Consider the following 25574-nt stretch of genomic DNA (forward strand, 5'->3'; position numbering starts at 1 on the left):
TTATTAGTAATACTAATAAGAGGATGGAAACATAAAATAAATATTCTATATTCTCATCCTCTTATTAGAGATTGTATTATATATTTATTAGCAAGTACATACTGTACTCAACAGGACACTTACACAACCTACGTTTTGAGTTTCCAATTCACCTGGTTTTATAACATTAGCAGCTACAAGTTCCTTTTCAAGACTTTCTTTTACAGAATTAACTACCTTTTCTTTTAAAACTGGATCATTTTGCAAAGCATCTTCAATTTTACCCATCAAATTCACTCCTTAATTAAATTATAAATACTTTCTAATTTCATATTATATCTTCTGAATTTTACTATGGTAAAATTTAGAAGATATTTTTTTATGTTAAGGTTATTGATTTCCGCCATTGCTGCAAACGATACTGTCTGGTTAATTCTTTAGTACTTATGAGAAAATCCCCCTTTAGACTTTTTCGAGTTTTTCGACCTGCTCTGAAAACTCTAAAGAAATTATCTCATTTTTGGGGTATATTTTATAGCCACTGTTTTATTTTGCGGTTACTTTCTATATGTAATATTTGACAAACACTTTACTTTATACTATGATGAACGTATGTTCAATATAGTATAAATATTCTGAGGATGGCAGAAATATGGCACAGGTATTAAAAGAAGAAATAAAAAACAAAATATACCAAATGGCAATTGAGGAATTTTATAATAACGATTATAAGACTGCTACTTTAAGAAATATTGCAAAGAATGCAGGTATTCCCGTCGGGCTTATTTATACTTATTACAAAAACAAAGAGGCTCTGTTCAATATTATCGTTAATCCTATATATTTATCTGTCCAAAAATTACTATTATCAGAGCCAGGCGTATCAGGTAGTAATCAGAACCATGATACTTCTTTTCATTTTCAAAAGGAACTACCGGCTGTCCTTAACATGCTCAAAAACAATCGCAGACAATTTGTTATTCTGATCGATAAAAGCAAAGGGACCTCATATGAAAACACTAAAGAAGAATTTATCCAATTCACTAAAATGCATATACAAATGCAGCTACAGGCTAAAATACATAAAAGCAAAAAAATAGATGAGTTATTTTATCACATATTAGCCAATAATTTTATGGAAGGTGTTTTTGAAGTCGCCAGACATTATAAAAATGAAGAATGGGCTGCCAATATTATGCAGCTTTATACACAGCAATATTTTTATGGTGTAAATTCTTTGATCAAATAATTTTTTGCTTAATATTGAACGCTTGTTTAATATTAAGCAATTTTTTAAAGGAGTACAAACTATTTATGATTACTTGGATAAAAAATGTCAATAAAAAAACTTTGTGTTTAATGATTGCCACAGTTATTTTAAGTATAAGTGCTGCAACGGCATATATACATTACAGCGGGCAGTCAGTCTCTACTGATGATGCTGCAATAGACGGGCAGACTGTAATACTATCACCTAAAGTAGCAGGGTACATAAAAACAATATACGTTAATGACAATCAGACTGTAAAAGCCGGCGAGATTATTATGCAGATAGATCCCAAAGATTATCAGATTCAAGTTGAGAATGCCAAAGCAGCATTAGCAGCAGACAATGCTGCTTTGGCTGCTGCTCAAAATCAGTCAGCGGCAACTGTGATCACAGCACCAGCAAATGTAAGTGAAGCTAATCAGAAGGTGAATGCTGCACAGGCAGCGTGGGAAAAAGCCTTGGCTGATAAAAATCGTATGGGGATGCTCATTCAAAGCGGGGCCTGCTCACAGCAGGAATATGATCAAGCTGTGGCAGCAGAAAAATCGACAAGAGCTTCACTCGGTCAGATGAAAGCTTCACTGGTATCGGCAAATTCTGCACCTGACGTCATAAAAAGTTCTCAAAATAAAGTAAAGCAGCTTCAGGCTCAAGTGGTACAGGCACAGGCAAAACTTGACCAAGCCGAAAATAATCTGCAGCATACAAAAATAGTTGCTCCAATGGCGGGACGAATAACCAAGAAAAGTGTCAATAAGGGAGCTTATGTAGAAGCCGGCACACAATTATGCTCACTAGTCAGTTTTGATTTATGGGTTACAGCAAATTTCAAGGAAACTCAGCTAAAAAGAATTAAACCCGGTGATAAAGTGGATATTTCGATAGATGCATATCCTAAACTTAAACTTACCGGTAAAATCGACAGTTTTCAGGCAGGTACCGGTTCTTATTTCTCATTATTTCCAGCAGAAAATGCTACTGGAAACTTTGTGAAAACAACACAACGTATTCCTGTAAAAATATTACTTGACCATCTTTCTGACTCTACTGCGGCATTATTAGGTCCTGGTATGTCTGTCAAACCTACTGTACACATAAATTAAAGGATAAAAAATATGAAATCTAAATCTTTGATTATTTCTTTTGTCGTTAGTATAGCCGCCTTTATGGAAATTCTGGATACAACAGTAACTAATGTAGCGCTTACACATATTGCAGGTGATTTAAGTGCCGGTATGGAAGAAAGTACCTGGATACTGACATCTTATCTGGTAACTAACGCTATTATTCTGCCGGTTTCTGGCTGGTGCTCCGAAAAATTTGGACGGAAAAGATATTTTATAGTCTGCATAGCCGGGTTTACACTTACTTCTTTCTTGTGCGGAATAGCCACTTCATTGCCAGCATTAGTTTTTTTTCGATTGATTCAAGGCTTGGCAGGCGGAGGCCTGCAGCCAAGCCAGCAAGCTATTATAAAAGACAGCTTTCCACCGCAAAAGCTTGGCAGTGCCTTTGCTATTGTAGGTATCGTAAATGTATGTGCGCCTATTTTAGGGCCGGCCTTGGGCGGATATATAACTGACAATCTCAGTTGGCGGTGGATATTTTTTATCAATGTGCCTATTGGTATATTAACAGCTATTTTAGTAAAAAAGCTGGTTCCTGATTTTCAGCATGAGACAGCCAGTTCTTCTATTGATTATATCGGTTTTACAATGCTTGCTGTTGGGCTTGGTACATTGCAAGTTGCTCTGGATAATGCCCAACAGTATGATTGGTTTGCAAGCTCGGGAATCATGGCATTATTTATTATTTCGTTTATCAGTATAATTGCAACAATTATATGGCTGTTGCGCCAGAAAAATCCAATCGTAAACATACGACTTTTCAAGATACCGTACTTTGCCATAGGTTGTATAATGATGTTTTTTACCGGAACACTTGTAAATGTCAGTGTAATGCTGCTGCCTATGCTGGTACAAAACTATTTTGGCTATGATGCAACGACAGCTGGACTTATTTTAGTTCCTGGTGGAATCGTTATATTGCTGTTGATGCCTGTGGTTGGTAAGTCATTAAAAATTTTCAAGCCCAAATATTTAATAGCTTTTGGAATGTTTATCAGTGCTGGCAGTATGTTATTTTCTGAAGGTATTAACCTGCAAAGCGATAAAACATATTTCATATTGGTAAGGATCACGCAGATTCTTGGCACCCCCTTCCTTTTTGTTCCAACATTGTCCGTAGCATTCTGTGATATTTCCACTAAGGAAAGCAATAATGCTTCTGCCATTATTTCGCTAATGAAAAATCTTGGCGGCAGTTTTGGTATTTCCATTATAACCAGCTACCTGGCTCATCATCAGCAGATAGAACAAACATATTTGGAATCACATCTTACCTTTGATCAAATAGGATACAAATTAGGGTTAAATCAATACACTGCTGTAATTCAAAATATCCACTTTCCTTCTTTATTGAACAGCAATACAGTTATATATGGAACAATGATGAAATTGTATCAGAGTCTACAGCTGCAAGCTGATATTTTAGCCTATATTGACACTTTCCGGCTGCTTGGTTGTCTCTTTTTGGCACTAGCCTTCATAGCTTTAGCATTGCCTACAAGGAAAAAATAACTGGTAATGTTGAACCTTTTTTGCAAAATTAATTATTTTATTACCTAGCACAATGCAAATTCAATATATAATGATTTAGAAATTATATGCAATACCAAAATTCAGTCCATATGAATGCAGCCCTATATAATCAATGCTTTGGATAAATGATATATCATCAAAATCATTTGATACCTGCAAAAAATAGTCAACATATTTATTATCACTATCGTACGATATATTCCAATAATTATTATGATTATTACTTTTTGATCCATAAGATAAACCGTATTCTTTCAACAGTACCCTTTCATTATTAGAAGAATATGGTATTATATACGAATACATTGATTGCGGCGTCTTTTTTATAAATGATTCTTTCACTGCTCCATTTGCAAAACAAATTACAGTTGATAATAATAATAAGCTTAAAATAATAGCCGTTTTTTTCAAAAAAACATTTATTGCTTTAAATAAAAATTGCATTTACAATTAACATAATCCTTTGTTTATAAGGAATTATCCTATTCTCCTTTTTTTAATATTTATCAGTTTATATAATTTTTATTAAACACATTGCCGTTTCTATTTTGGTAATTATTAATATTATAATTCAACAAATTTTTTAGTCAACAGCATAAAACCAATAGTTACACAAAAAAATAAATGCTTATAAATATCTTGCGTATATATTGAAAAATCTGTCTAACCAGCCAATTATTCATAACCCTGAGCTGATAGAAAATTATCTGCCATGGAGTGAAATAACTGTAGTCAATAACCTTAACCATATATAAATACCGCTAGTCCTTATAATTATAATACAGGATTAGCGGTATTTTTTATACACTGTTTAGTTAATCTCTTACAATCTAAATATTTTTTTTATAATAATGTTGCTATTAATTCGCTTCCTTTTATAAACAACCATCCGACCCATGTAGTAACAGGTCCCACTAAATTAGTTATAAATGTAAATCCTTTTACTGAAGTAATATGAGAATCTACTGCTGCTTTTGTAAATTCAGGTGCCAGTGATGTACCTGCATAAAATATTACTATGATAATTAAAATACCCGATATCAGCATACGGAATATATTCCTCTTACAAAAAGGAGCTATTATCGCAAACAAAAACATTAATGATGCCAGGTCAGCAAATGGTAAAACTTTATTTCCCGGTAAAATAAAGGCTAGAACGATTGCAAAGGGCAACAACAGTAGTCCTGTTGACAAAACTGCTGGATCGTCTATTAATAATGCCGTATCCATACCAATATAAAACTTTCTATTAGGAAACCATATACGTAACTTTTTATTAACATGCTCTTTTACCATTACTAATCCTGAAACCAATACATTTACCACTACTGGCAGCAAATACATTGCAGCTGCTATATTCACTGCTAAAGTTAAAACTTTCGGTATATCATATCCGGCAAATATCCCCATGACAGCTCCAATGATTGCCCCAAAGCTTATTGGTTCACCTAAAATCCCTAAACGCCTGTTAATCGTTTCAGGATCAAACTGTATTTTATTTAGGCCAGGCATATGTTCGCAAATCCAATTTCCTATTATCCCAAAGGGTACCCATGCTAGACAAGTCAAATGAGGGAACGAAATACCGTCCAGATCTTTATTAGGAAATTGTTTCTGAATAATTGGCTGCGTAATATCTGCTACAATAAGTGTCAGTGCATAGATAATCCAAACTGCAACCACTGAAATCCAGAAATTATCTGTACCTGCGTAAATTGCTGTCCCTACCAATAAAAATATCCAAAAATTAAATATATCCAAATCTACAGTTTTAGTAATATTAGGAATTAATAATATAGCATTTATAACTAAAAATCCCACAACTGTGACCAGCATAATCGGTGAACCCCAGCTAATTGTAGAAGCTGTTCCCCAGCCGACATCAGTAACTGTGAGCTGTAACCCAAGTCTTTCCACCATAGCTTTTGATGCTGGCCCAAGTGCATTCAGCATCATAGTAATTACCATAGAAACACCGGTGAATCCAACTCCTACAAGCATGCCGGATTTAAATGCTTTTGCCGGATGCATTCTAAAAATCATTCCAACAACAAAAAATATTATTGGCATCATGACTGCTGACCCCAAATTTACAATCATGTTAATTATTGGCATACTTACACTCCCTTTCCAAATAATATATTAATTTTCATTTCTTTAAAAATCTTTCTGCAAATAATTTAGGCGTATTTTTAAATGCATCTGCTGTTGTACCTGCCAAGTGAGAAGTCAATGTCACATTAGGCAATGTCAAAAATGGTGAATCTGCTGGTAATGGTTCATCCTGAACCTCCCACGACTAAAGTCGCGGGGTTCCTGCTTCACGGATAGTTGCGCCAAAAGCACGTCTTATATTATCTCCACAGGCTATCCCCGTAGTTCCTACGGTTCTTATATATGTTATTATGCTGTTATGTTTAATATTCTTAGTCCTTCATTGCGAATGTTTATGGCGGCATTTATATCTCTGTCATGCTGGGCTTTACAGTTAGGACATTCCCATTTCCTTATAGTAAGGTCTTTTATTTCTTTGTTCTGGTAACCACAATTATGGCACAGCTGGCTTGATGGATAGAATTTGTCTATTTGTACTATTTCTTTGCTATACCACTGAGCTTTATATTTTATCTGGCGGATAAATTCTGACCAGCTGGCATCTATAATACTTCGGGCAAGTTTGTGGTTTTTCAGCATGTTATTTATTTGTAAGTCTTCTAAGCAGATAACATCGTAGTTTTCTATAAGTTTATGAGATAGTTTATGCAGCATATCTTTTCGCTGATTTGCAATACGTGCCTGCAGCCTTGCCACTTTGATTCTTGCTTTGTTTCTGTTTATACTTCCCCACCTAGTTTGGGAAGTTTTATTTTTGTTCCCAGAAATTCAATGTTGCTATTGGTAAAGTTTGTTTTGTAGGATTTATGCCTGTTTTTTTTGGTCTTGAATTTAGGAAAGCCAACTTTTTTATGTTTAAAGAAGTTCTGGTAAGCTGTATCGAGGTCTTTTAACGCGTTTTGTAAGGAACATTTATCTGGTTCTTTTAACCAGGTGTTTTCTTTTTTCAACTGCGTTAAATTACTGGAACATTTGGTATAGGTAAGTGTGGTTTTATCATTGTTGTATGCTTTGATTCGCATGTCGAGATAGTGATTAAAAACATATCTTACGCAGCCAAATGTTTTTTGCAGCAGTAGTTCCTGTGTTTTGTTGGGGTATATCCTAAATTTGAAGGCTTTTTCCATGATTGCTCACTTTTCTTTTTATCTTTACAAGATTATTGCCTGATTATTTTAAACTTAACATGCAGGCTTTAGAAAAGCAAGTTCTTTGCAGTAACATATATAAGAGTCGTAAGTTCTTTTTTAGTCGTATGGGGGAGGTGTCGTTCACACGGGCTCGCTGATTCCTATGCGGTTCTCTTATGAACTCCTTTATGTTTCCATAAAGCACAGACTATATCTTGTCCTTCGGCATTATCCGTTAAGGTCTGCCCACTTCCAGCCGCTTGGCTGTACTTCCCTCAAGAGGAATAGTCGTTGGGGATTCTCCTGTTCGGAGCTTTCCTGCTGATTGTCCATTTTCTTAGTGTTTAGGGTTTAACCTTGCACCATACAGCATATTTTTTTTACTTTCGTCGCCGTCACGTTTGAGCTTGTTTCATCTTAGCGTTGTGGCTATGCTGTCTTTAGGAGTTTCCAGCATTTCAGGCAGTATTGGATTGGTCTTTGCCAATCTCTATATGCATATTTCTATACATACTGACTAGTTTGGTCGCCTAACTCAGACTGAAGTCACGAGTGTGCGGCTCCCATTTAATCAAAAGTATCAATTGCCGCACCAGCCAATTTTTTTTCTGATAGTGCCTTAATTAACGCTTTTTCATCTACTAATGCTGACCGTGCTGTATTTATGAAATAAGTATTTTCATCCATTAATGCAAAAATATGACTATCAATAATATGATATGTTTCCTCTGTAGCACGCATATGAATAGTCACTATATCTGCTTTTTTGACAACTTCCTCGACACTCTTCAGTCTGTCAGCCTCACCAGATATACTCACATAAGGATCATAATAAACAATTTTTACATCAAAACCTTTTAAAAATTTTGCTACCAACTGGCCTATATGTCCAAACCCAATAATCCCGACAACTTTTCCACCTAATTCCGGAATATTATCTTTATTAGGAAAATCTTTAAACCAAATATCTTTATGCATTTCTGCATTAGTCCGGGCAATATTTCGGATCTCTGATAAAATCATGCCGACTGTAAATTCCGCCACAGCTCTGGCATTGCGTCCTGCAGTATTTATCACCTGTATTTTTTTACTTTCAGCATATTTTTTATCTACATTTTCTATGCCGCCTCTTAAAACGCCTATATATTTTAGGTTTATTGCCTTATCAATTAATTTCTTTCCAATTGGCATAAACTGAGTAATTATTAAATCATAGTCACCTATATTTTTTAATAATTCTGGATCACTTATTTCAATGGCATTAGCACCATGTTGTTCAATTTTAATATTGTCATTTTGTAAATCTTCAACAGATTTATGGCTCCAATCACGAATTTCTACCGTATCGCCATTATTTTCAAAAGCTTTTAATCCATTGCTTAACATTTCTGATGTAATAAGATTATCACCAAACGCCAAAATTTTCATAATCAATCCATCCTTTATACTTAAATTTTTGTTTTTTAATGCATCAACATGCCGCCAGTAACATCTACAGTCGCTCCGGTCATATAACTATATATATCAGAAACAAATAATGTTCCCATTTTAGCTATTTCTTCAGGTTCAACAACTCTTCCCATAGGAATTCTATTCACATAATAATTTGGATCTTTATCAAGATTCGCCTGAATCATCCTTGTGTGCATAATACCAATAGCAATATTATTACTATTAATTCCTTTTTTTGCCTGCTCTCTGGCAAATGAAGCATTAAATGCTATCAATCCAGCTTTTGATGCCGCATAATGTGAATGCCCAGTTGTAGAACCATAATAGGCAGCTTGACTGGTAATATTCAAAACATGTCCGCCATGCTCTTCCTTATTTGCATATTGAGCAAATTTTTGGCACAAAAGGAATGGTGCTCTTAAATTTGTTTCAAGCTGCAAATCCCAATCATCGGATTTTATTTCCGTAACAAGTCCCGTTAACCAAACTCCTGCATTATTAATTAAAATGTCTATTTCCCCAATTTTTTCATGCACTTCATCAAATAATAATCCTACTTGTTTAACTTTTGATAAATCGGTCTTGAACCCATAGGCTTTTACATTTGTTTGTTCAGCTACCATTTCTTCTACTTCATCCGGCTTTTCTTTTTCACTATAATAACTAAAACCAACAGTCACTCCTTCTCTCGCTAACGCCAAAACAAATTGCCTTCCTAGTCCTGTTGCTCCTCCAGTTACCAATGCTTTTTTACCTTTTAGACCCAATTCCATGTTATTCAATCCTTTCAATAATTTTAGGTTTAGATAATACGGTATCTTCAATATCCGACCAAACATTTGCCTGATTAATTACAGCTTTTTTATACAATTCATATTTCTGCTGATATATTTCTGCCATTGCAGGATCTGGTTTAATTACTTTAGAAATATTCACCATATTTTCTGCCGCTACATGAAAATCAGAAAAAACACCTGCCATAACTCCGGCGGCCATTGATGTTCCCAATGCGCCATTTTCTTTTACATTTACCAGTTCCAGTGGTTTTTGAAATACATTTGCAAACATTTGCAGCCATATCTGTGAATTGGTTATACCACCAGCAATTCTAATTGGTTTATCTAAAACATTTTCATTAATTTTCATTAATTTTTCAACATGTGCTTTATGGGCAAAGCATACTCCCTCATAAATTGCACTTACAAACTTAGCCAATGAAGTTTCCTTAGTAGCTCCGATAAATCCTGCCGAAGAATTGGCTACTCCAGCATTCGAGCCAAAAATAAACGGATAAAAAATAAGCTTACTTTCCCATGGTTTAACAGATTCTACTAATCTTGAACAATAATCATATACACTACTTTCATCATCAACAATTTTCAACAATTTAGAATGAGCCTTTAAAAATGTATCAATAAACCATGTAAGGTTAGAACCGCTGGTGGGAGATGCTTCTGTCAGTAAATATTCTTTTTCCAGCGGATAATCCGAAGTCATGAATAAATCCTTCACTACTGTAATTTTATTATCAATATACTGATTTATGCTCCATGTTCCCGTTACAATAGATAATTGATTATGCTTTACCAGTCCTGTGGAAAGAGCACTGGCAGTTATATCAATTAGGCCTCCTGCAACTAAAGTTCCTTTACTTAACCCTGTTTCATTGCTTACTTCATCAGTAATCTCTCCAGCTTTCTCTGCTGATTTAATCAACGGCGGCATCTTCTTCATCCATTTCCCTATACCAAAATACTCAAATACATATTTATCATAATTTTCTGTATCTTGGTTAAAAAGTGATGTTCCGCTGGCATTCGAAACTTCAAAACCAGCCTTGCCAGTTAACCAGTATCTCACTAAATCTGTTATCATAAACACATATTTTGTTTTATCATAAATTTCAGGTTCATTTATATCCAACCATTTCAACAAAGCCGGCGGCTGTGAACTCCAAATAGTTGCATAGGTACGGGGACGAACAATTTTCTCATAATTCTCATCAGATAGCCACTTTTCAACAACTTTATGTGCTCTATTATCTGTTGAGATAATTCCATTTCGCACATAACTACCATTTTCACCAATAAGATATAACCCATTTCCATGTCCAGTCGTAGAAACACCAATAATGTCCTTTGGATTAATGCATGCTTTTTCTATTGCCCCTCGAATAGCCGAAAAGTTCACCTGTTTTAGTTCACTCATATCTCTTTCCGTCCAGTATTCATGAGGAATCAACATATTTGTATAAGTGGTACATTGTGCTACTTCTCTTCCTTTTAAATCATAAATAGCAGCTTTACTTGATGTTCCCCCATTATCTATACCCATTAAATACTCAGGCATTTTTATTCTCCTTTCTAATTCCACAATTCTATTTTGCTTGTAGTTATTCCGCATATTCCCGATGCGAATATTTCTTTGACCATTTTTTTATCCCGAACAAATCCTCCAGCAATAAAAGGTATACCCTTTCCTAACTGTTGCAAATTAGCAAATTCTTGCACAGCACAGTACGCAGGTAAAGTTTCTATAGCATCGAATGTATTTTTTCTTAATATTTCAGATGTTCTTTTAAGTGAGCGGCTGTCAATTAAAAAAAACCTATATACAACAGCCATTCCCAAATTTTTAGCTATATTTCCCGCCTGTACATTTGTCGTAAAAACTCCATCCAAGTGATACATATTTTTAAGTAATTTTAGTCCTGTACTATCTGGTGCAAATCCCCCGATTAACTCAAGATGTGCAAATGCCTGTTTACCGCATTTATGCACATAATCTGCTTGTGATGCCAAATTTCCTATATCTGTATTACTTAATAATATAATAGGAGCTTTTGATTTACAGGCTAATGACAAATGTCTTATTTCTCTGACTGAAGGTATTATAGTATTTTTTAATCGCATAAGAACTCCTCCGAATAATATAATTTACATTAACTATATCATAAAATTACGAATTAATATTTTAATCTTGTTACTATAATCATTCAGCATTTTTGCTTTTATTATGCTTTCACAGAACTATAAATTTCAAGAGCTTTTTCAACACTTGCATCATCATGGATCAATGCTGATAATGCAGCTACTTTACCAACAGGATTCGGATCTTGCGTAATATTTCTTCCACAGGCAATCCCTTTTACACCCGCCTGCATCAAATTATAAACATATTCAAAATAAGTTTTATTATCCGTTTTAGGTCCACCAAGAGCTACAGTTGGTTTTATAGTATTTTTTACAATTTTTTTATCTGTTTCAATGTTACCAGTAAACCTTGTCTTTATAATATCTGCTCCATATTCCGCTCCAAGCCTGGCAGCCGTTTTTATATATTCTGGATTTCCTGAATTAGGATACGCATCAATAACAGGATATGAACAAGGTAATGTTTCCGCTAATACTGGGACATTCCATTCTCTTCCCTGTTTTGCCAGTGATGAAAGCATTTTATGTGAAAATTCTTCCCTACCCTTATCTCCTCCCGGAAATGTCATACATACAACACCATCTGCCCCTAATTTCAAAGCATCAGTTACGTCAAAAAATTGTGCTGTATCAGGAACATTATTATCAAATACATCTGCTGACCCATCCACACGTAAAACAATAGGTACATCTATTAAATCTTTTGCAAACATTTGAGCCTGCCCATAAGTAACCAATGCACAGTTCAAGCCATATTTTAAAAGATTTTTTACGTTCTTTACAGAAAAGTCCACTCCTTCTGTATATGCACTAAATCCAAAACCATCCAATGCTACAATAATAGTTTTTCCATCTTTTCCGAAAATACGATTCATTCTTTTTGTCTTATCCATATAAAACTGCCTCCTTAAAATATTACAAAAAAATAGAGTGCCCAAATAAACCAGTATAAAGTAATTATTTATACCAATCTAAATGAACACTCTGTATTTCTTGTTCACAAAATATATTTTGTTTTTACAACTTTATAATAATTCAAAATAATCATTTTGTCAATAAAAATTTTATTTTATATATTACTCACTAATATAAACATTTTTACATTTAGATATGTGTAATAAGTATTTTCACTACGTATGCTATTTCATCTTTAGTGAGTGTAAAATAGTTTGTGTAAAAATGATTTTCATATACATCCCGATGGGAATACGGGAGATATACATTACTATAATATTAAATATAATAAGCAAAATATAATCATATTTACTGTCACATAAAAAATGCTGATAATTAAGGCAAATAACATCAAAATCTTTGCCATGGCATCGAGACGATGCAAAATAGATTTTCCCGGGAAAAACTGCCCGATCATTATATCACTAAGCATTTTTTCCCCTCCTATGCCAAGCCTGACTTACAGCTTCTGTTGCAGCATTAATATTAATGTATGGTAAACGCAATAAACATAGCTGTTTACCATTAGAAAAAATCATTTAATAAATCATTTATAAAACTCTCTTGATACACAGCCTGTTTATATTTTTGTAATAATTGAACCTGCTGTCTTAATAATGGCTGCTTAATTTTTTCTAATTTTTTGAGCCGCTCATTTGATAATGTATTATTATCATTATTTTTCCCAATAATATCAATATATTGCCGGGCATTAAAATGCCATAATTTAACACGTGTGCCATACCGCTCTATTATTTTTTCGACAATACCCAGTCCCTCGGGGTCAAAATCGCCAGAATAATAAAACACCGCGCCACTGCTGTATAATCTGTCCAACAACGCCCATGATGCCATTTTAAGCTGCCCATGTAAACATATCACGGCTTGATTATTACCACTCTGTTGCAAATAATCAATAATTGCTGAAAAAACACCAGAGTTTTCTACTATATATACAATATATTTTTCTTTATTTTCAACTTCAGATATTGGACAAATTTTCGTTGCACGAACGATTTCTCGTAAAGGCAGATTAAGCGGTGCCTTTATTTTAGCCGCTTCATACCAATAAGCAATCCGTCCGGTATCATTAAAGCCACACAAACCAAAAACAGTAGCAAAATTAAGGATATCATCGCGCAATAATTTATGTCGATAAAAAATTTCTGTTTTAGCCTCAATACTTATTATCGCCATATTAGTACCAGCCAAAAACGCCAATGCCTGCAATAGTACATTAGCTTCCACCGTGTTGACATCAAAAATATGCGGATTGCCGCTTACTCTATTAGCAAAAACCGGCAACCGTTCATAGTCCGTCGGTAAATTATCCAAAGCTTCTGCCAGCAGCTGCAATAACTTTTTATCATTAGCTAATTCTCGACGATACAGATATAACTCTTTATTTTTTAGTGCTTGCAGCCATTTATTAGCCGCACCGGTCATATGTTTTTCTAATAATTCATCAATAATTGCCAGCTGATTTTTTTGCTGTAATAATTTTTCCTGTTGTTTAGAAATAAGCGGGTCTTTGTGATAATACTTTAAAAAGTTTTCCAGTTCAATAGCCGCGAACCGCGTATTTTTCCATGCACTACAAAATTTTTTATAGCTTATACGCACTTTACTTTCTCGTATATATTTACCTAAAAACCCCGACAATATTTCTTTATCACTACTGCTAAGTGCTGTGAACTCCACAACACCTCCCCAATGCCCAAGACTGCGATATTTATCACAGAAACATGCTGCTAAACGAGATAAAATTTCATTATCGTTAAAATAGACTTTTGCTGTTTTTAAAATATCTTCTTCATTTTTCATCAGCTTGTATGTCCTCATCAGTCAGAAGCATTTTCCGCACATGACCGTCCCAATGACAGCCAAACAGCTGCACATATGGAGCATTGGCGGGACGCAGCAACTCATACATATTAAGCTGCGGCACCACATCATAATCACCCCAAATAGCCTGTGAATTCATTATATAATTAAAACCTAATTTTTCCACCAAATTAAACATATCACGAATATTTTTTTCATCGACACCAGCAAAAGCTTCATCAAGCGTTATTATAAACGGTGCATCCTTTCCTGCTTCAAGATAACGGGAATATGCCGCCGAAAACAACGGAATATACATCGCCATAGCTTTTTCACCGCCGCTAAAGCGAAAAAATATTTTATCTGTGAGTTCTCGTCTTTTTATCTGCTGCCCCTGATCATAAAAGAGTTTAAAATTAAACCACTGACGATAATCAAGCAAATCACGAACTGCCTGCTGAAAAAACTCAAGATCTTTTTGCTGTAATTCCGCCTCTTCCTTGGCCTGCTTAATTCGTGCCGAAAAATGTTCCACAATCTTTTTCATGTCCTCATCCTTGAGTAAAGCAGGATCCATATGCAGTAAATCCACCAGTTCTCCTGTATCTAACTCGGCATCATCCTGCCCACGCAGCGGTTTCCATTCCAATCTAAATTTTATACCGCTTGAAGTATCACTTTTCTGCATAAGCGAATTCATTTGTTTAACCCAATGCTCAGCGGCATAAATCTTTTGGCTGATAGCCCGCCCAATATCGTTCATTATTATTTCTTCATAAAGTCTTTTATCCTGCTCTGATAAAAGATTTTCCTGCTCAATTAAATGTTTTTTTATGATATCTGCCTGCTGATATGGATTTAATAAATTTCCCGCTGTTTCTATTACTATTATCTGGCGCTTTGCCTTTTCCGCCAAATTATTCCATTCATTTTCCCATTCACTTTTTCTATCTGCGCCATCTAAATTTGGTATTGTCATAATCTGTTCATCAAGCTGACGAATCTGCAAACGATATTCCTGCAGATGCATCTGCTCATAAGAGAATTTTTCATTCAATTTACTCATAAGCTGGGTTAATGTTTTTCTGCCGCTTTTTTCCCATTTTTTTACTATATTTGCCAATTCTGATTCATCGGTAATTGCTGGAATAATCAGTCCACGCTCAATTTCATCGTTTAATAATTTCTGCGCAACCTCTGTTATTTTTTTATAAAAATTACACTCCAGCTGCAACTGTTCCAATTGAACAGTAGTCTGCTCAATTACTCCTTGATTTTTGGCATTAATGGCGACCTGTTCATTTATAGCCTTTGGCAGCAAACTTAATCGCTGCATTACAACAGCTATGCGCTTGTCTAGTTTATCAATATCCATTTCCTGCAAGTAACTATTAATCGTATCCAGACGTTTTTTTAATTTATTTACTTCCAGTTCACATTCCAAGCGTTGTCCGATAAATTCATCAATTTCAGTCTGTACATAATCTATATCGGCACATATACGCTGGCGATTACGCTGGACATTGTCATAATCTTTTTGCTCTATTTGTAATTTAGCAAAATAACTATTATAGCGCTGCATCTCATCTTGCGCTTTCTCATAGGCTTCATTGGTAAAAGGCAGCGTATTATTCCCACGCAGTTTATTTATTTCCTGCTGTTGTTGACGCATTTGCTCCGCAAGCTTTCCCTTAGCCAGTTCTTTGTCAGCAACTTTTTTACTCTGCCTTTCAAGTTCACTTTGATACTGCTGCTGACTATTATATACAAGCTTAATTTCTTTTTCCGCAGGAAAATCTTTTTTTGCCATTACTATCTGAGTGATTTTATTCTTAATTTTTTCCACTGCATTTTTTATCTCAACATTCTCAGCCTGCCGCGCCTGCAGTACCTGCTGTTTTTCAATAATTTGCTTTTGTCTATACAATTTTCTTGCCCGACTGCCTAAATACATTGCTTCTGCTGACAAAATTTCACAGCCGCTGATATTCCCATAGTGATAGGCTCCATTTTGTACGTTCATACTAATATAAGCATCAGTACTATAAGCATAAAACGCTTCATCAACAACAATACTGCTCAAAATACTGGCAATACGTTCTTTTCCCACAACCGTTTTTTCACCTGGCTGCAAATAATCAAATAAGGTTTTAGCCAATACCGGAACCATCGCGCTGCCAACAATATTTCCCCGCATTTGCTGTGGCAGCGTCTCATTCACAGCATCACTTTCCAATATCAACGCATTTAAAACACCACTGCCAGTTAATGCTGCTTCAATAGCACACTGCTGCTGTGCTGTCACAGTTTCTCTAAATTCAACACTTTCGTAAAAAGCTATCCATTTAATTTTATTTTCAGTTAAATATTTTCTAGCCTGCTGCATTTCCTCTGATAACATCGGCACGGCTTCTTTTGTTTCTCGTAATACTTTGAGCTGCTGTTCAAGTTGTTCAATTTCATTATCCAAAATTTTCTGCTTGGCAATAAACTCTCCCAAAATAGCGTTATTACTTTGTATAACATCTATGTACTGATTTTCCAGCACAATTGCTGCGTATTCCCATTGCTGTCCGTCATATAGTTCCTGTAAAACAGTTATTATCCTTGTTTCTGCTTCGATATCAATTGGCAAAATATTTTTATATTTGTTTTTCCATTCATAATAGGCTTTTACTAATTTGTCCCGCTGCTCTTCCAACTGGGCAGTAATCTTTTCATATTGCCGTTGATATTCGTCCAGCAGTTTATTTTCCTGTCCCAATTCCTTTTCAATGCGACTATAATTATCAGTTAATTTTTGGTAAGCCTGTGCTGCCCTGCGCAAACACTGTAAATGACTGCTATAATTATCTATTTCCTGCTGCCATGCTGAAAAATGAACAGCATTATCGTTGTTATTTACAGCATATCCCGCCTGCATTACCTCTGCAAAGACAAACTGCGCTGTCTTTGCTATATCAGTTAGTTCATCCAGTATATCAGCAACTGTCGTTTCCAGCTGAACTATTTTTTCTTCATAAGTATGCACCATATCCGTCAATTCAAATTCTCGCTGTTTTTTCTCACTTAAAGTCTCTGCCAGACGCTCATAATCATTTTGTTTCTTCTGCAATAATTCTTCTTTATCACGTTTATCAGAGGCAGCACGATAAATTTTATTATTTTTAAGTTCTTCATTTTCATTGCTAAGCTCATCTTGTTCAATAATAAGCTTTTGTTGTTGTTCTTGTGCCAGTTGACAACATTGCTGAGCCGTTTCTTGTTCTTGCAGACAAACAGCATAATTTTTTTTAGCTGATTCATAACGCTGCTTATAAGTTCTATCCGCTAAAATCTGCTGCACTAACACACCACGATTATAAGCATCATATTCGCGACAGATACCATTAAAAGATTTTTCTTCCCGCTGCAGTTGTTCAATAGCCAGTTTGGTTTTTTCCATACTTTCAATCGTTTCTGATAAAGGCTGCAGCTGTTCTTCACTTAAAGCCGGCAACGATTCGTTTAATATTTCATATATTACACTGGGCTTAAAATCACGTGATAATTTGGGACTGCGTAATTGTATAAGCAAACGCATCAACTCGCGATACTTATCAATATCTTTAAACCCAAAAATATAACGATTAACCAGCTGCATATATTCCTTCTGTGACAAAGTCAGCCTTCCCCCTGTACCCAACCGATTCTCGAGTTCTCGGCGTGACAGGGGAATACGCTGTTTTTCACCGGTCTGAGGATTTTTTTCCATTTTATAAAGATAAAAATCCTTATTTATACGCCGGTTGTCTGTTACGATAAATCCCCAAAAATCTACTTTCCCGGCATTACGACGAGCATGCAGACCTATCCCTGTCGTAATATACTGCTCACTTTTTTGTCTTTTATACTCCAAAAATAAATAACCTGTCCGCTCATCATAATTACTTATTTCTTTTTCGCCTAAAAGATAATCTTCTATTCGACGTGAGCGTGAGCCAAAACTATCCAATCTTTCAGCTGACTTTACACCATCCAGCAGCAATGTAATAAGACTTTGCATCGTTACTGATTTGCCGGCACCATTACTGCCACGCAATAACAGCCTCCCACCAGCAAATAAAAATTCAGCCTCATCATAATACCAATAATTAAGTATTCCGGCTCTATGCAACTGCCATTTATTACTTTCCATATGCTGTAGTACCTCCTGCCAAATAATCTGCCGGGTATTTGCCAATTAGCTTAAATAATGCCGGCTGCAATATCACCATATTTTCTTTTTTGTGCCAAAATACCATCTGCCACTCCATCATTTCCGCCAAAATTGCCCGCGCCAGTTTTTCTGCTGTCATTTCACGAAATTCTTTGGTCCAGCCACTATTAAATTGCTGAGCAGTCTTCTCAGCCAAATTTATAAACTCTTTTAATGATAACGCCTGTGGCTTAATACTATTTTCCCAACAATACGCAGCAAAACTCAAAATAACATCATGACTGCCTTTCAAGCGTGCGGGGAAAACATCTTTAAACCAAGTATTGCGCTCATTACTTACTGCCATAGCACAATCATCATATAACTGTACATCAACTTCAAACAGCTCCATCATTTCTTCATTTATACGCCGATACATCTTGCGTAAATAGGCGAAATCACCAGCAGCCGCTTCTTTATAAAAAATGGGGGACAATAATAACTGCCGATAGACATTATGACGACGATGAGCTACTTCTTCCGCTTCCACCGCATCATTTTCCATAAACTCACTTTGATATAAACTGGCAATATCATCATAGTTTTGCAGGTCTTTAGGGTAACTGCGTAAAAAATAACGTGACAATATCGTTATCTGATAAAGTGTTTCCCCTGAAAAAGATTCACGCGAAAAATCATTGCTTAAAAAATTTTCGCCGCTGCGGTCGCCATCTATCCAGCGCAATATTTCCATTGACAATAGATAGTTTATTACTCTGACCAATGCCCGCCGCCAATTATATGACTCCCAATTTATTTTGTCGTTAAATTCTTCGTCTGGATAATATTCCAGCAAAGCCTCACATAAATCACTCAATAAAAATTTACTGTCAACTTCCTGTTCTTCCAAATACGCCATAATACAGCAAAGTAATACATAATCCTCTGCCTGCTGAAATTCTTTAATCCCCATGAATGCTTCAGCTCTTGCTGGTATCTTTTCCAGCTTGTAAAAACGTTGATTGCTGACAAGCAGCCAGCCGCATTTATCTTGAAAATATCTTTGCAGCTCTTTTTCATAACGTCTTACCAAATTATATTCCTCAGGTGATTTTTTTCTTATGAGCCATTTATTTTCTAAAAGCAGCATCATAGCACGTTTCATATTATTATCCATAATTTTTCATCCTCGCCGCCGTTACCTGCAATTTCATTTTCGGTAAAACAAATTCACCATCATCACTTTTTAATACAATGGTTTCAATAGTATTATTATCCCATAGCAATTTCACCTGTCGTCCCGTCTGAGTCTGAATCTGACGGGTTTCCTGCTGCAGGCAGCGTGTTATCCAGCCCAGCAGAGTTTTACGCACAGCAGTGGATATTTTAGGCAATTCAGCCAAATCAATACTATCATGATGAATTAGTTTATCGATTAATTCATCATGCACTATTTGCTGTTCACGATACTTTTGTAAAACCAGTCTTTTTTCTGCTGCATATTCAGTCATAGCCTGCTGTTTACTTTTTTCCCGATATGTTTTTGTTCGCGGTTTCATCTCGATAACCGTGGGAGCTTCCTCCTGCATCAGTATATCAAAACTATCACTACTACGCGGCTTTGCATAAAAATGCCGCATCTGTACAGTACCGAATAATACCGCACTAAGTTTGGCTGCTTCCTGCTGTGTTCCTAACCGTAAAAACCAGCGGGACAAATATATGTAATCATTTTTGCGGCTGCGAAAGGCCTGATGACGTTCAGCTAACCTTTTGGCAAAACGTGTTATCCGCCTTATTGTTTCCATCGTTTCCCCATATAGTACCCGCAACTCACTTTCACGATACTGGGCGCCCAAAAACCACTCTTTTATCGCCAAATACTGTTCCATGTATTCCTCAAAGTACTCTTTTGCTGACTTTTCTTCACCAAGCCGATAATTAAGCTGATAATTAGCTATTTTATCTATTATATTTTTCTCTTTTACTGCGTCATTTCTTTTAAATACTGCCTCAATCTGCAATGACGAATGCTGCAAACCTATCATGAAGTTTTGCAAATAATGAGTAAATTTATCCTTATAAATAATAAATTCACTTGTTTTCATGCGTTCTTCAACTTTTTCACTTTTAACATGCGCCAAATAATCGGCAGCATTTTGCACCATCGTTTTAAAATAATGACATAAATCATTCCAAGTCTGATTTAAATTCTCGGCACTTAAATCATTTCCCTTATCTAAAAGCATTGTTATAGAATGCAGAAGTCTATCAAACTGCGTTATTTCCAGCGATCCGCCAAATTCACTGCCAATCTTTTGCAGATTCTGAATCATACGTTCTATTTCTACGGTGTATGGTGTACACTGATAACGTAATTTTTTCTTTTTGAAATCATCAATTGTATTCATATTAGCAGTTTCCTGCTGTGCCGATAAATTATGCCATTGTACCAGCTGATTTAAATCCTGGTTAAGCTGTTCACTTGTATATTCCTTAAAATGGTCATCTTCCCGCAAATATTGATATATTTCTTCTGGATAAATATATGTCTGCATCCGCTCATGTTTTTTATAACAAAAATGAATGATACTGCGGTATCGCCAGGTATTCTCCTGATTTAAATAGGCTGTTTCCGATATTCTTTTTAAAGTACTTTGCTCTACCATTTTATTTATTTCCTTCTAAAATATTTAATCTTCCTAACCTTATCTTATTATTCTACACTATAACCGTAAATACTTTTAGACATTTCTTTTTTTAAATCTATTGCAAAATAATAAATATAAGTTTATAATAATATATGAACTAATTATTATCTTACTCTTTCCTGCACTTTCATGGTGCAGGATTTTTTTATTGCATAACTTTAAAATGACTATTGTATCGTTACTTTTAATATAAAATACAATGAATATATATCATAGATATTTACAGTACAATTAATTCCACTATAATTAGATATCTAAAAAAAGTATAAAAAAAGCACCCTTCAGGGTGTTCCATCTTATTTACTATTCATGGTTAAATAGCAGCCTAATGTTGAATAGCTGTGTATATCCACATTCTCTACAGGTAAGTTTTAAATACTTATCCGTTTTGGCAGCCAGTATATATTGACAATGACAAATAGGACAATCTTCCCTTCTAAAGCCATTTCTTTTTAACTGTGCCAAAATTTCTCCGATGCTTTTTTCATCTTTTTGATTCATTAAATATCCCCTTTCTTCTTTATTATTTTAACACTAATTGATAAAAAAATCATTATTTAAATAGTAATCCTTTTATTGTTTTCCCAATAAAACAGCCCTCTCTAGTCTTTAATACAAAAAATAGAGAGGGTTCATCAGAACCAATTAAAAGACTCATTATTATTACCTGTGATTACGTTCCCAATGTCCTTCAATCCAATGACCATGGGACCAATGTCCATCAACCCAGTGATGATGACGATGATGTTCATTATGATGAACCGGTGGATGCGGTGCTTGATCATTATGATGTATTGCCGGAGCATCAGCATCATATGGATGTGCTGATACAACTGCAGTCCCAGATACACTAAGTGCCATAAATGCGGATACCATAAATACGGCCATTTTCTTTCTTGTAAATTTCAGCATATTAACAACTCTCTTTCAAAAATAATTATTAATTCTATTTACGTAATTATATTACCAAAACCAGCTTTACAAATTGTGACATATTTGTAACTTTTTATCGACTTTTTATCTACAATTGCTAAAATACTATATTTATTTATCTAAATAAATATAGTATTTTCTTTATGATTATGTTATAATATTAGCTGTTTCTTATGTTATGCGCCCGTAGCTCAGTGGATAGAGCACTAGCCTCCGGAGCCAGGTGCGTGGGTTCGACTCCCACCGGGCGCACCATCAAAACACAATCGGTAACGAATCGTTATGTTATCAGTGGTTACAGTGATTTTTTCAATGAAATGATTTATAAGATTTTTTAATACTTCGGGGTCGTTACTATAAATATCATTACGGTATTGATCAATGTATTTTATAATCTGCTCTTTGCTGAGCGGAGGAATATAGCTGCTTTCTAATTCTGCAATTGTACTGCGGATGGAAAGCAGCTCTTTTTTTGTTTCAGCAAGACGTTCTTTATCAAATTCATCAGCAATACCGTCAGCAAATATGACAAATACCTGTTCCATTTCATCATGGAGGGAAATTACATCATCTAGTATAAATTGAATAGTTTCGTTAATATCACTCATTTATTTTCAAGGTCTTTATAAAGTTTATAATTCTTTTTTAAAATTTTCTTGGATGCTTTCTTAATTTTTTGTGCTAGAACAGAATTATTTTTACTAGTTTTTATAATATGTCCAGTTGTAGAAGTTTTAAGTTTTTGATTATCTTTTTGATTCATAGTAATACCTTTTTTCGTACCGACCAATATGGGTGGCTTTTTTATTATGTTAATTAAAAGTATTTAAAGAAAGTTACTTTTAATATTATATTCGTATTCAAAAGACCTCATATAAATTTCTTCTTGACTAATATGTATCTTCCCTGACGATATGTATATGTAAGCTACTACCCCTATACGGACGGCTTTTTCATTTTTTACCTAATAGTAATCCATATAATTTTTATAATATGAACGAAACTATATAATGCCACTAATCTTATAATTACTATACAAGATTAGTGGCATTTTTGCTACATATTATTTAATTAAGCAGTTATATTATTTACCATTAAAACATGGTGGTCTTTTTTCCAAAAAGGCTGTAATAGCTTCTTCATAATCATGGCTATCATATACTTTACGCCGCAATCCCTGAACACGTTCAAAATCAGCTGGATTAATTGGGAAAGCTTTAGACAAAATACGAAACTGTTCCTTGATAACTTCCACAGACAACTGAGAACGTGACATCACTGTTTTAGCTATATCCATCGCAACCTTCAAAAGATCTTCTTCCGGTACCAGATGGTTTATAATACCAATTTCTGCTGCTTTTTTAGCAGGCAGTGGCGATGCTGTAAAAAACATTTCCTTAGCAATATTAATTGGCAATCTATTCATAAAATGAAGAATACCAGTAAGATTATATGGTACTCCCATTTTTACAGGAGTCATTGCAAAACTTGCCGTATCATCAGCCACAACCATATCACAGGTCATAGTCAAATCACAAGCTCCACCCCAAACACTGCCATGAACAACCGCTATTACAGGTCCAAAATATTTTTCTACAGTCCTTAACAGTCTTTCCAAAGAATCATAATAACTTAACGGATCTCTCATCTTACGCGGCAGTTCTTTTACATCATGTCCTGCGGACCAGACTTTCATTCCTTCAGATGCTTTCAAAATAATAACTGGTATCCTCTGCGCTTCAAAATCATCAAATGCACTAATTATATCATCTACCATTTCTCTGCTGAGAGCATTCAGCTTTTTAGGATTATCCAAAGTAATAATCCCCACATTATCCCGAACTTCTTTTTGTACTAATGCCATAGTTTCAGCCTCCAAATTAGTTTATAAGTGTTACATTTTCTCTATTTGTAACATCCCATTTACATAATTGGTTAATTATGCCAATATGTTTTTACTTCCACTCAATAAAAATCATTTTTTATTAAGTGTATATAGTATACACCAAAAAAACATACAAAAACATCATGCTTTATGAGTTTAACGACTGAAGCTATTGCACTAAATACATTGCTTATTTTTCCTAAAAAAATTGCTACCTAAAAATCCCCTATATAAAAAATATTAATGCGAATTAGTGTAAATAACAAAAGTATTTTATAAACTTTCACATTAAAATAAAACATCTATATTATTCATAAATGTAATAGAAATATTTGTAAAGCTACTTAATTCAATGTCATACAAGCTTAGTAAATAATTCTACACATTGTTTTATCTATGATTATCATACATAAAAGTATTTATTACAAAGCAAAACCTTTTCATATCATAAATTTATCTTTTTATAGGCAGACATCTTACTATCAGGCAATCAATGATGCCTGCCCAAGCTCTTTTTTAAAACAGCTTACTTTCTTTTTTACATACCAACACACAGCATTTTGCATCTTGAATGACTTTTTGACTTACGCTGCCAAAAATTTTTCCCTCTATTGTTCCTAAACCACGCGACCCAATAATAACCATGTCAATAGACTTTTCTTTTACTAACTTTAGTATTTGGTCTGCTGGATCACCTATCTCCATAATACCTTCAACATCTACACTATCCGGTACTTTTTTTACTGCATTGTCAAGTATCGCTTTAGAATAACGATTATTTGATTCAATAAGTTCTTCTAACAGATATGAATCGACAACTGGGACATTACGATTCTTTACATAAATTACATACAGCTTAGCTTTAAATTTCTCAGCAATTTCTATTGCCTGCTGCAACGCAATCATTGAGTTTTCAGAACCGTCGACCGCCACTAAAAAATTTTTGGTATCCATATTATCTCTCCTTTTAATTATTGTTTCCATTTTACCATGAAATAAGTATATTATTGACATACTCCCTCATGCCTAAAGGCAGAAAATTCTAGAATACGAACGAATATTGCTGGCAAAATGCCATTTTTATGAATTCTCTTCTAAACGATTAACATCTTTATATATATTATATATTTCGAGAAAAAAAATTTTTCTCCTTCTTGGAGTATATTTATAGCTGCGTTTTTATCTTTATTATTGTGTGTTCCTCATTCAAGGCAATTCCATTCTCGTAGATTTAAATCTTTTGTTTGTTAATATTTGAATCAGTGTTCTTCATCTATTTCATATTCCTTTACTTAAAATTTTGGTTTTTATATATTGCTTTATATCGCCAACAATGCACCTCCTACTGTTAAATAAGATATTACATCTCTCAATTTTTAGAGAATAATTGCAATTCTATAACTATTAGGATAAAGCCGGTAGGAAATTTTGTTATTTATAAACAATAATAGCCGAAAATCTCGTTGTAAAAAATATATTAAGCAGTCTCTACTATCGCACTTTAAATTATTTTATCAACTAACACAACGCGAAAAATGATATTATAAATGT

At 34.5% G+C, this 25574-nt stretch carries 23 protein-coding genes and 1 tRNA gene; 4 read left to right on the forward strand and 20 right to left on the reverse strand.

Annotation, left to right across the window (positions count from 1 at the left end; all coding sequences use genetic code 11):
- Window positions 1-87: 87 nt before the first annotated feature.
- Window positions 88-270 (reverse strand): hypothetical protein, encoded by a 183-nt coding sequence (locus tag I6760_RS00330; protein ID WP_196592551.1) that lies wholly within the window; start codon window positions 268-270, stop codon window positions 88-90.
- 361 nt (window positions 271-631) lie between these two features.
- Between I6760_RS00330 and I6760_RS00335 the strand changes: the two genes are divergently transcribed.
- From I6760_RS00335 to I6760_RS00345, 3 genes are all read left to right on the forward strand, one after another.
- The gene (locus I6760_RS00335) at window positions 632-1228 is read left to right on the forward strand and encodes a TetR/AcrR family transcriptional regulator (protein WP_196592552.1); all 597 of its coding nucleotides are present in this window, start codon (window positions 632-634) and stop codon (window positions 1226-1228) included.
- Between the two features lie 65 nt (window positions 1229-1293).
- Entirely contained in the window at window positions 1294-2352 is a 1059-nt protein-coding gene (locus I6760_RS00340) for an HlyD family secretion protein (protein ID WP_231036014.1), read from the forward strand.
- Between the two features lie 12 nt (window positions 2353-2364).
- Window positions 2365-3888 carry a DHA2 family efflux MFS transporter permease subunit gene (locus tag I6760_RS00345; RefSeq protein ID WP_196592553.1) on the forward strand — a complete coding sequence of 508 codons (1524 nt, stop codon included), beginning with the start codon at window positions 2365-2367 and terminating at the stop codon, window positions 3886-3888.
- A gap of 75 nt (window positions 3889-3963) precedes the next feature.
- Here the strand turns inward: I6760_RS00345 and I6760_RS00350 are convergent, their stop codons facing one another.
- The 16 genes from I6760_RS00350 to I6760_RS00420 form a co-directional block, all read right to left on the reverse strand.
- Window positions 3964-4320: a hypothetical protein gene (locus tag I6760_RS00350; RefSeq protein ID WP_196592554.1), complete on the reverse strand. Its 357-nt coding sequence runs from the start codon at window positions 4318-4320 to the stop codon at window positions 3964-3966.
- A 432-nt stretch (window positions 4321-4752) separates the two neighbouring features.
- A complete protein-coding gene (locus I6760_RS00355; protein WP_196592555.1) occupies window positions 4753-6024 on the reverse strand; it encodes a PTS transporter subunit IIC in 1272 nt (423 codons plus the stop codon).
- A gap of 288 nt (window positions 6025-6312) precedes the next feature.
- Complete coding sequence (locus I6760_RS12640) at window positions 6313-6720, reverse strand: RNA-guided endonuclease TnpB family protein (protein WP_330997930.1); 408 nt, start codon at window positions 6718-6720, stop codon at window positions 6313-6315.
- 23 nt (window positions 6721-6743) lie between these two features.
- Window positions 6744-7151 carry a helix-turn-helix domain-containing protein gene (locus tag I6760_RS12645; RefSeq protein ID WP_231036016.1) on the reverse strand — a complete coding sequence of 136 codons (408 nt, stop codon included), beginning with the start codon at window positions 7149-7151 and terminating at the stop codon, window positions 6744-6746.
- A gap of 570 nt (window positions 7152-7721) precedes the next feature.
- Window positions 7722-8582, reverse strand: a complete 861-nt coding sequence (locus I6760_RS00365; protein ID WP_196592556.1) for an NAD(P)-dependent oxidoreductase — start codon at window positions 8580-8582, stop codon at window positions 7722-7724.
- A 35-nt stretch (window positions 8583-8617) separates the two neighbouring features.
- Window positions 8618-9379 (reverse strand): SDR family NAD(P)-dependent oxidoreductase, encoded by a 762-nt coding sequence (locus I6760_RS00370; RefSeq protein WP_231036018.1) that lies wholly within the window; start codon window positions 9377-9379, stop codon window positions 8618-8620.
- 1 nt (window position 9380) lies between these two features.
- A complete protein-coding gene (locus tag I6760_RS00375) occupies window positions 9381-10955 on the reverse strand; it encodes an FGGY-family carbohydrate kinase (protein ID WP_196592558.1) in 1575 nt (524 codons plus the stop codon).
- 14 nt (window positions 10956-10969) lie between these two features.
- Window positions 10970-11518, reverse strand: coding sequence for a glycerol-3-phosphate responsive antiterminator (locus I6760_RS00380; protein WP_196592559.1), 549 nt, complete (start codon window positions 11516-11518; stop codon window positions 10970-10972).
- A gap of 101 nt (window positions 11519-11619) precedes the next feature.
- Window positions 11620-12432, reverse strand: a complete 813-nt coding sequence (locus tag I6760_RS00385; RefSeq protein ID WP_196592560.1) for a class I fructose-bisphosphate aldolase — start codon at window positions 12430-12432, stop codon at window positions 11620-11622.
- Window positions 12433-12764: 332 nt separating this feature from the next.
- On the reverse strand, window positions 12765-12926 hold the full coding sequence (locus I6760_RS00390; protein ID WP_196592561.1) for a hypothetical protein: 162 nt from the start codon (window positions 12924-12926) through the stop codon (window positions 12765-12767).
- Between the two features lie 92 nt (window positions 12927-13018).
- On the reverse strand, window positions 13019-14317 hold the full coding sequence (locus I6760_RS00395) for a TIGR02679 domain-containing protein (protein ID WP_196592562.1): 1299 nt from the start codon (window positions 14315-14317) through the stop codon (window positions 13019-13021).
- The gene (locus I6760_RS00400; protein ID WP_196592563.1) at window positions 14307-18494 is read right to left on the reverse strand and encodes a TIGR02680 family protein; all 4188 of its coding nucleotides are present in this window, start codon (window positions 18492-18494) and stop codon (window positions 14307-14309) included. The genes I6760_RS00395 and I6760_RS00400 overlap by 11 nt, the downstream gene beginning before the upstream one ends.
- Entirely contained in the window at window positions 18484-19671 is a 1188-nt protein-coding gene (locus I6760_RS00405; RefSeq protein WP_196592564.1) for a TIGR02678 family protein, read from the reverse strand. The genes I6760_RS00400 and I6760_RS00405 overlap by 11 nt, the downstream gene beginning before the upstream one ends.
- Entirely contained in the window at window positions 19664-21163 is a 1500-nt protein-coding gene (locus I6760_RS00410; protein WP_196592565.1) for a TIGR02677 family protein, read from the reverse strand. The genes I6760_RS00405 and I6760_RS00410 overlap by 8 nt, the downstream gene beginning before the upstream one ends.
- A 345-nt stretch (window positions 21164-21508) precedes the next feature.
- Window positions 21509-21706, reverse strand: coding sequence for a hypothetical protein (locus tag I6760_RS00415; RefSeq protein ID WP_196592566.1), 198 nt, complete (start codon window positions 21704-21706; stop codon window positions 21509-21511).
- Between the two features lie 162 nt (window positions 21707-21868).
- Window positions 21869-22117, reverse strand: a complete 249-nt coding sequence (locus I6760_RS00420) for a hypothetical protein (protein WP_196592567.1) — start codon at window positions 22115-22117, stop codon at window positions 21869-21871.
- A 201-nt stretch (window positions 22118-22318) separates the two neighbouring features.
- On the opposite strand from I6760_RS00420, the gene I6760_RS00425 reads away from it, so the two are divergent.
- A tRNA-Arg gene (locus I6760_RS00425) sits at window positions 22319-22393 on the forward strand.
- Between the two features lie 349 nt (window positions 22394-22742).
- Here the strand turns inward: I6760_RS00425 and I6760_RS00430 are convergent.
- The 3 genes from I6760_RS00430 to I6760_RS00440 form a co-directional block, all read right to left on the reverse strand.
- On the reverse strand, window positions 22743-22901 hold the full coding sequence (locus I6760_RS00430; RefSeq protein WP_196592568.1) for a hypothetical protein: 159 nt from the start codon (window positions 22899-22901) through the stop codon (window positions 22743-22745).
- Window positions 22902-23222: 321 nt separating this feature from the next.
- Window positions 23223-24002 (reverse strand): methylmalonyl-CoA decarboxylase, encoded by a 780-nt coding sequence (gene scpB / locus I6760_RS00435; RefSeq protein WP_196592569.1) that lies wholly within the window; start codon window positions 24000-24002, stop codon window positions 23223-23225.
- 537 nt (window positions 24003-24539) lie between these two features.
- A complete protein-coding gene (locus I6760_RS00440) occupies window positions 24540-24977 on the reverse strand; it encodes a universal stress protein (protein ID WP_196592570.1) in 438 nt (145 codons plus the stop codon).
- Window positions 24978-25574: the final 597 nt, after the last annotated feature.

Source organism: Pectinatus sottacetonis (genome assembly GCF_015732155.1).
Lineage (GTDB): Bacteria > Bacillota > Negativicutes > Selenomonadales > Selenomonadaceae > Pectinatus > Pectinatus sottacetonis.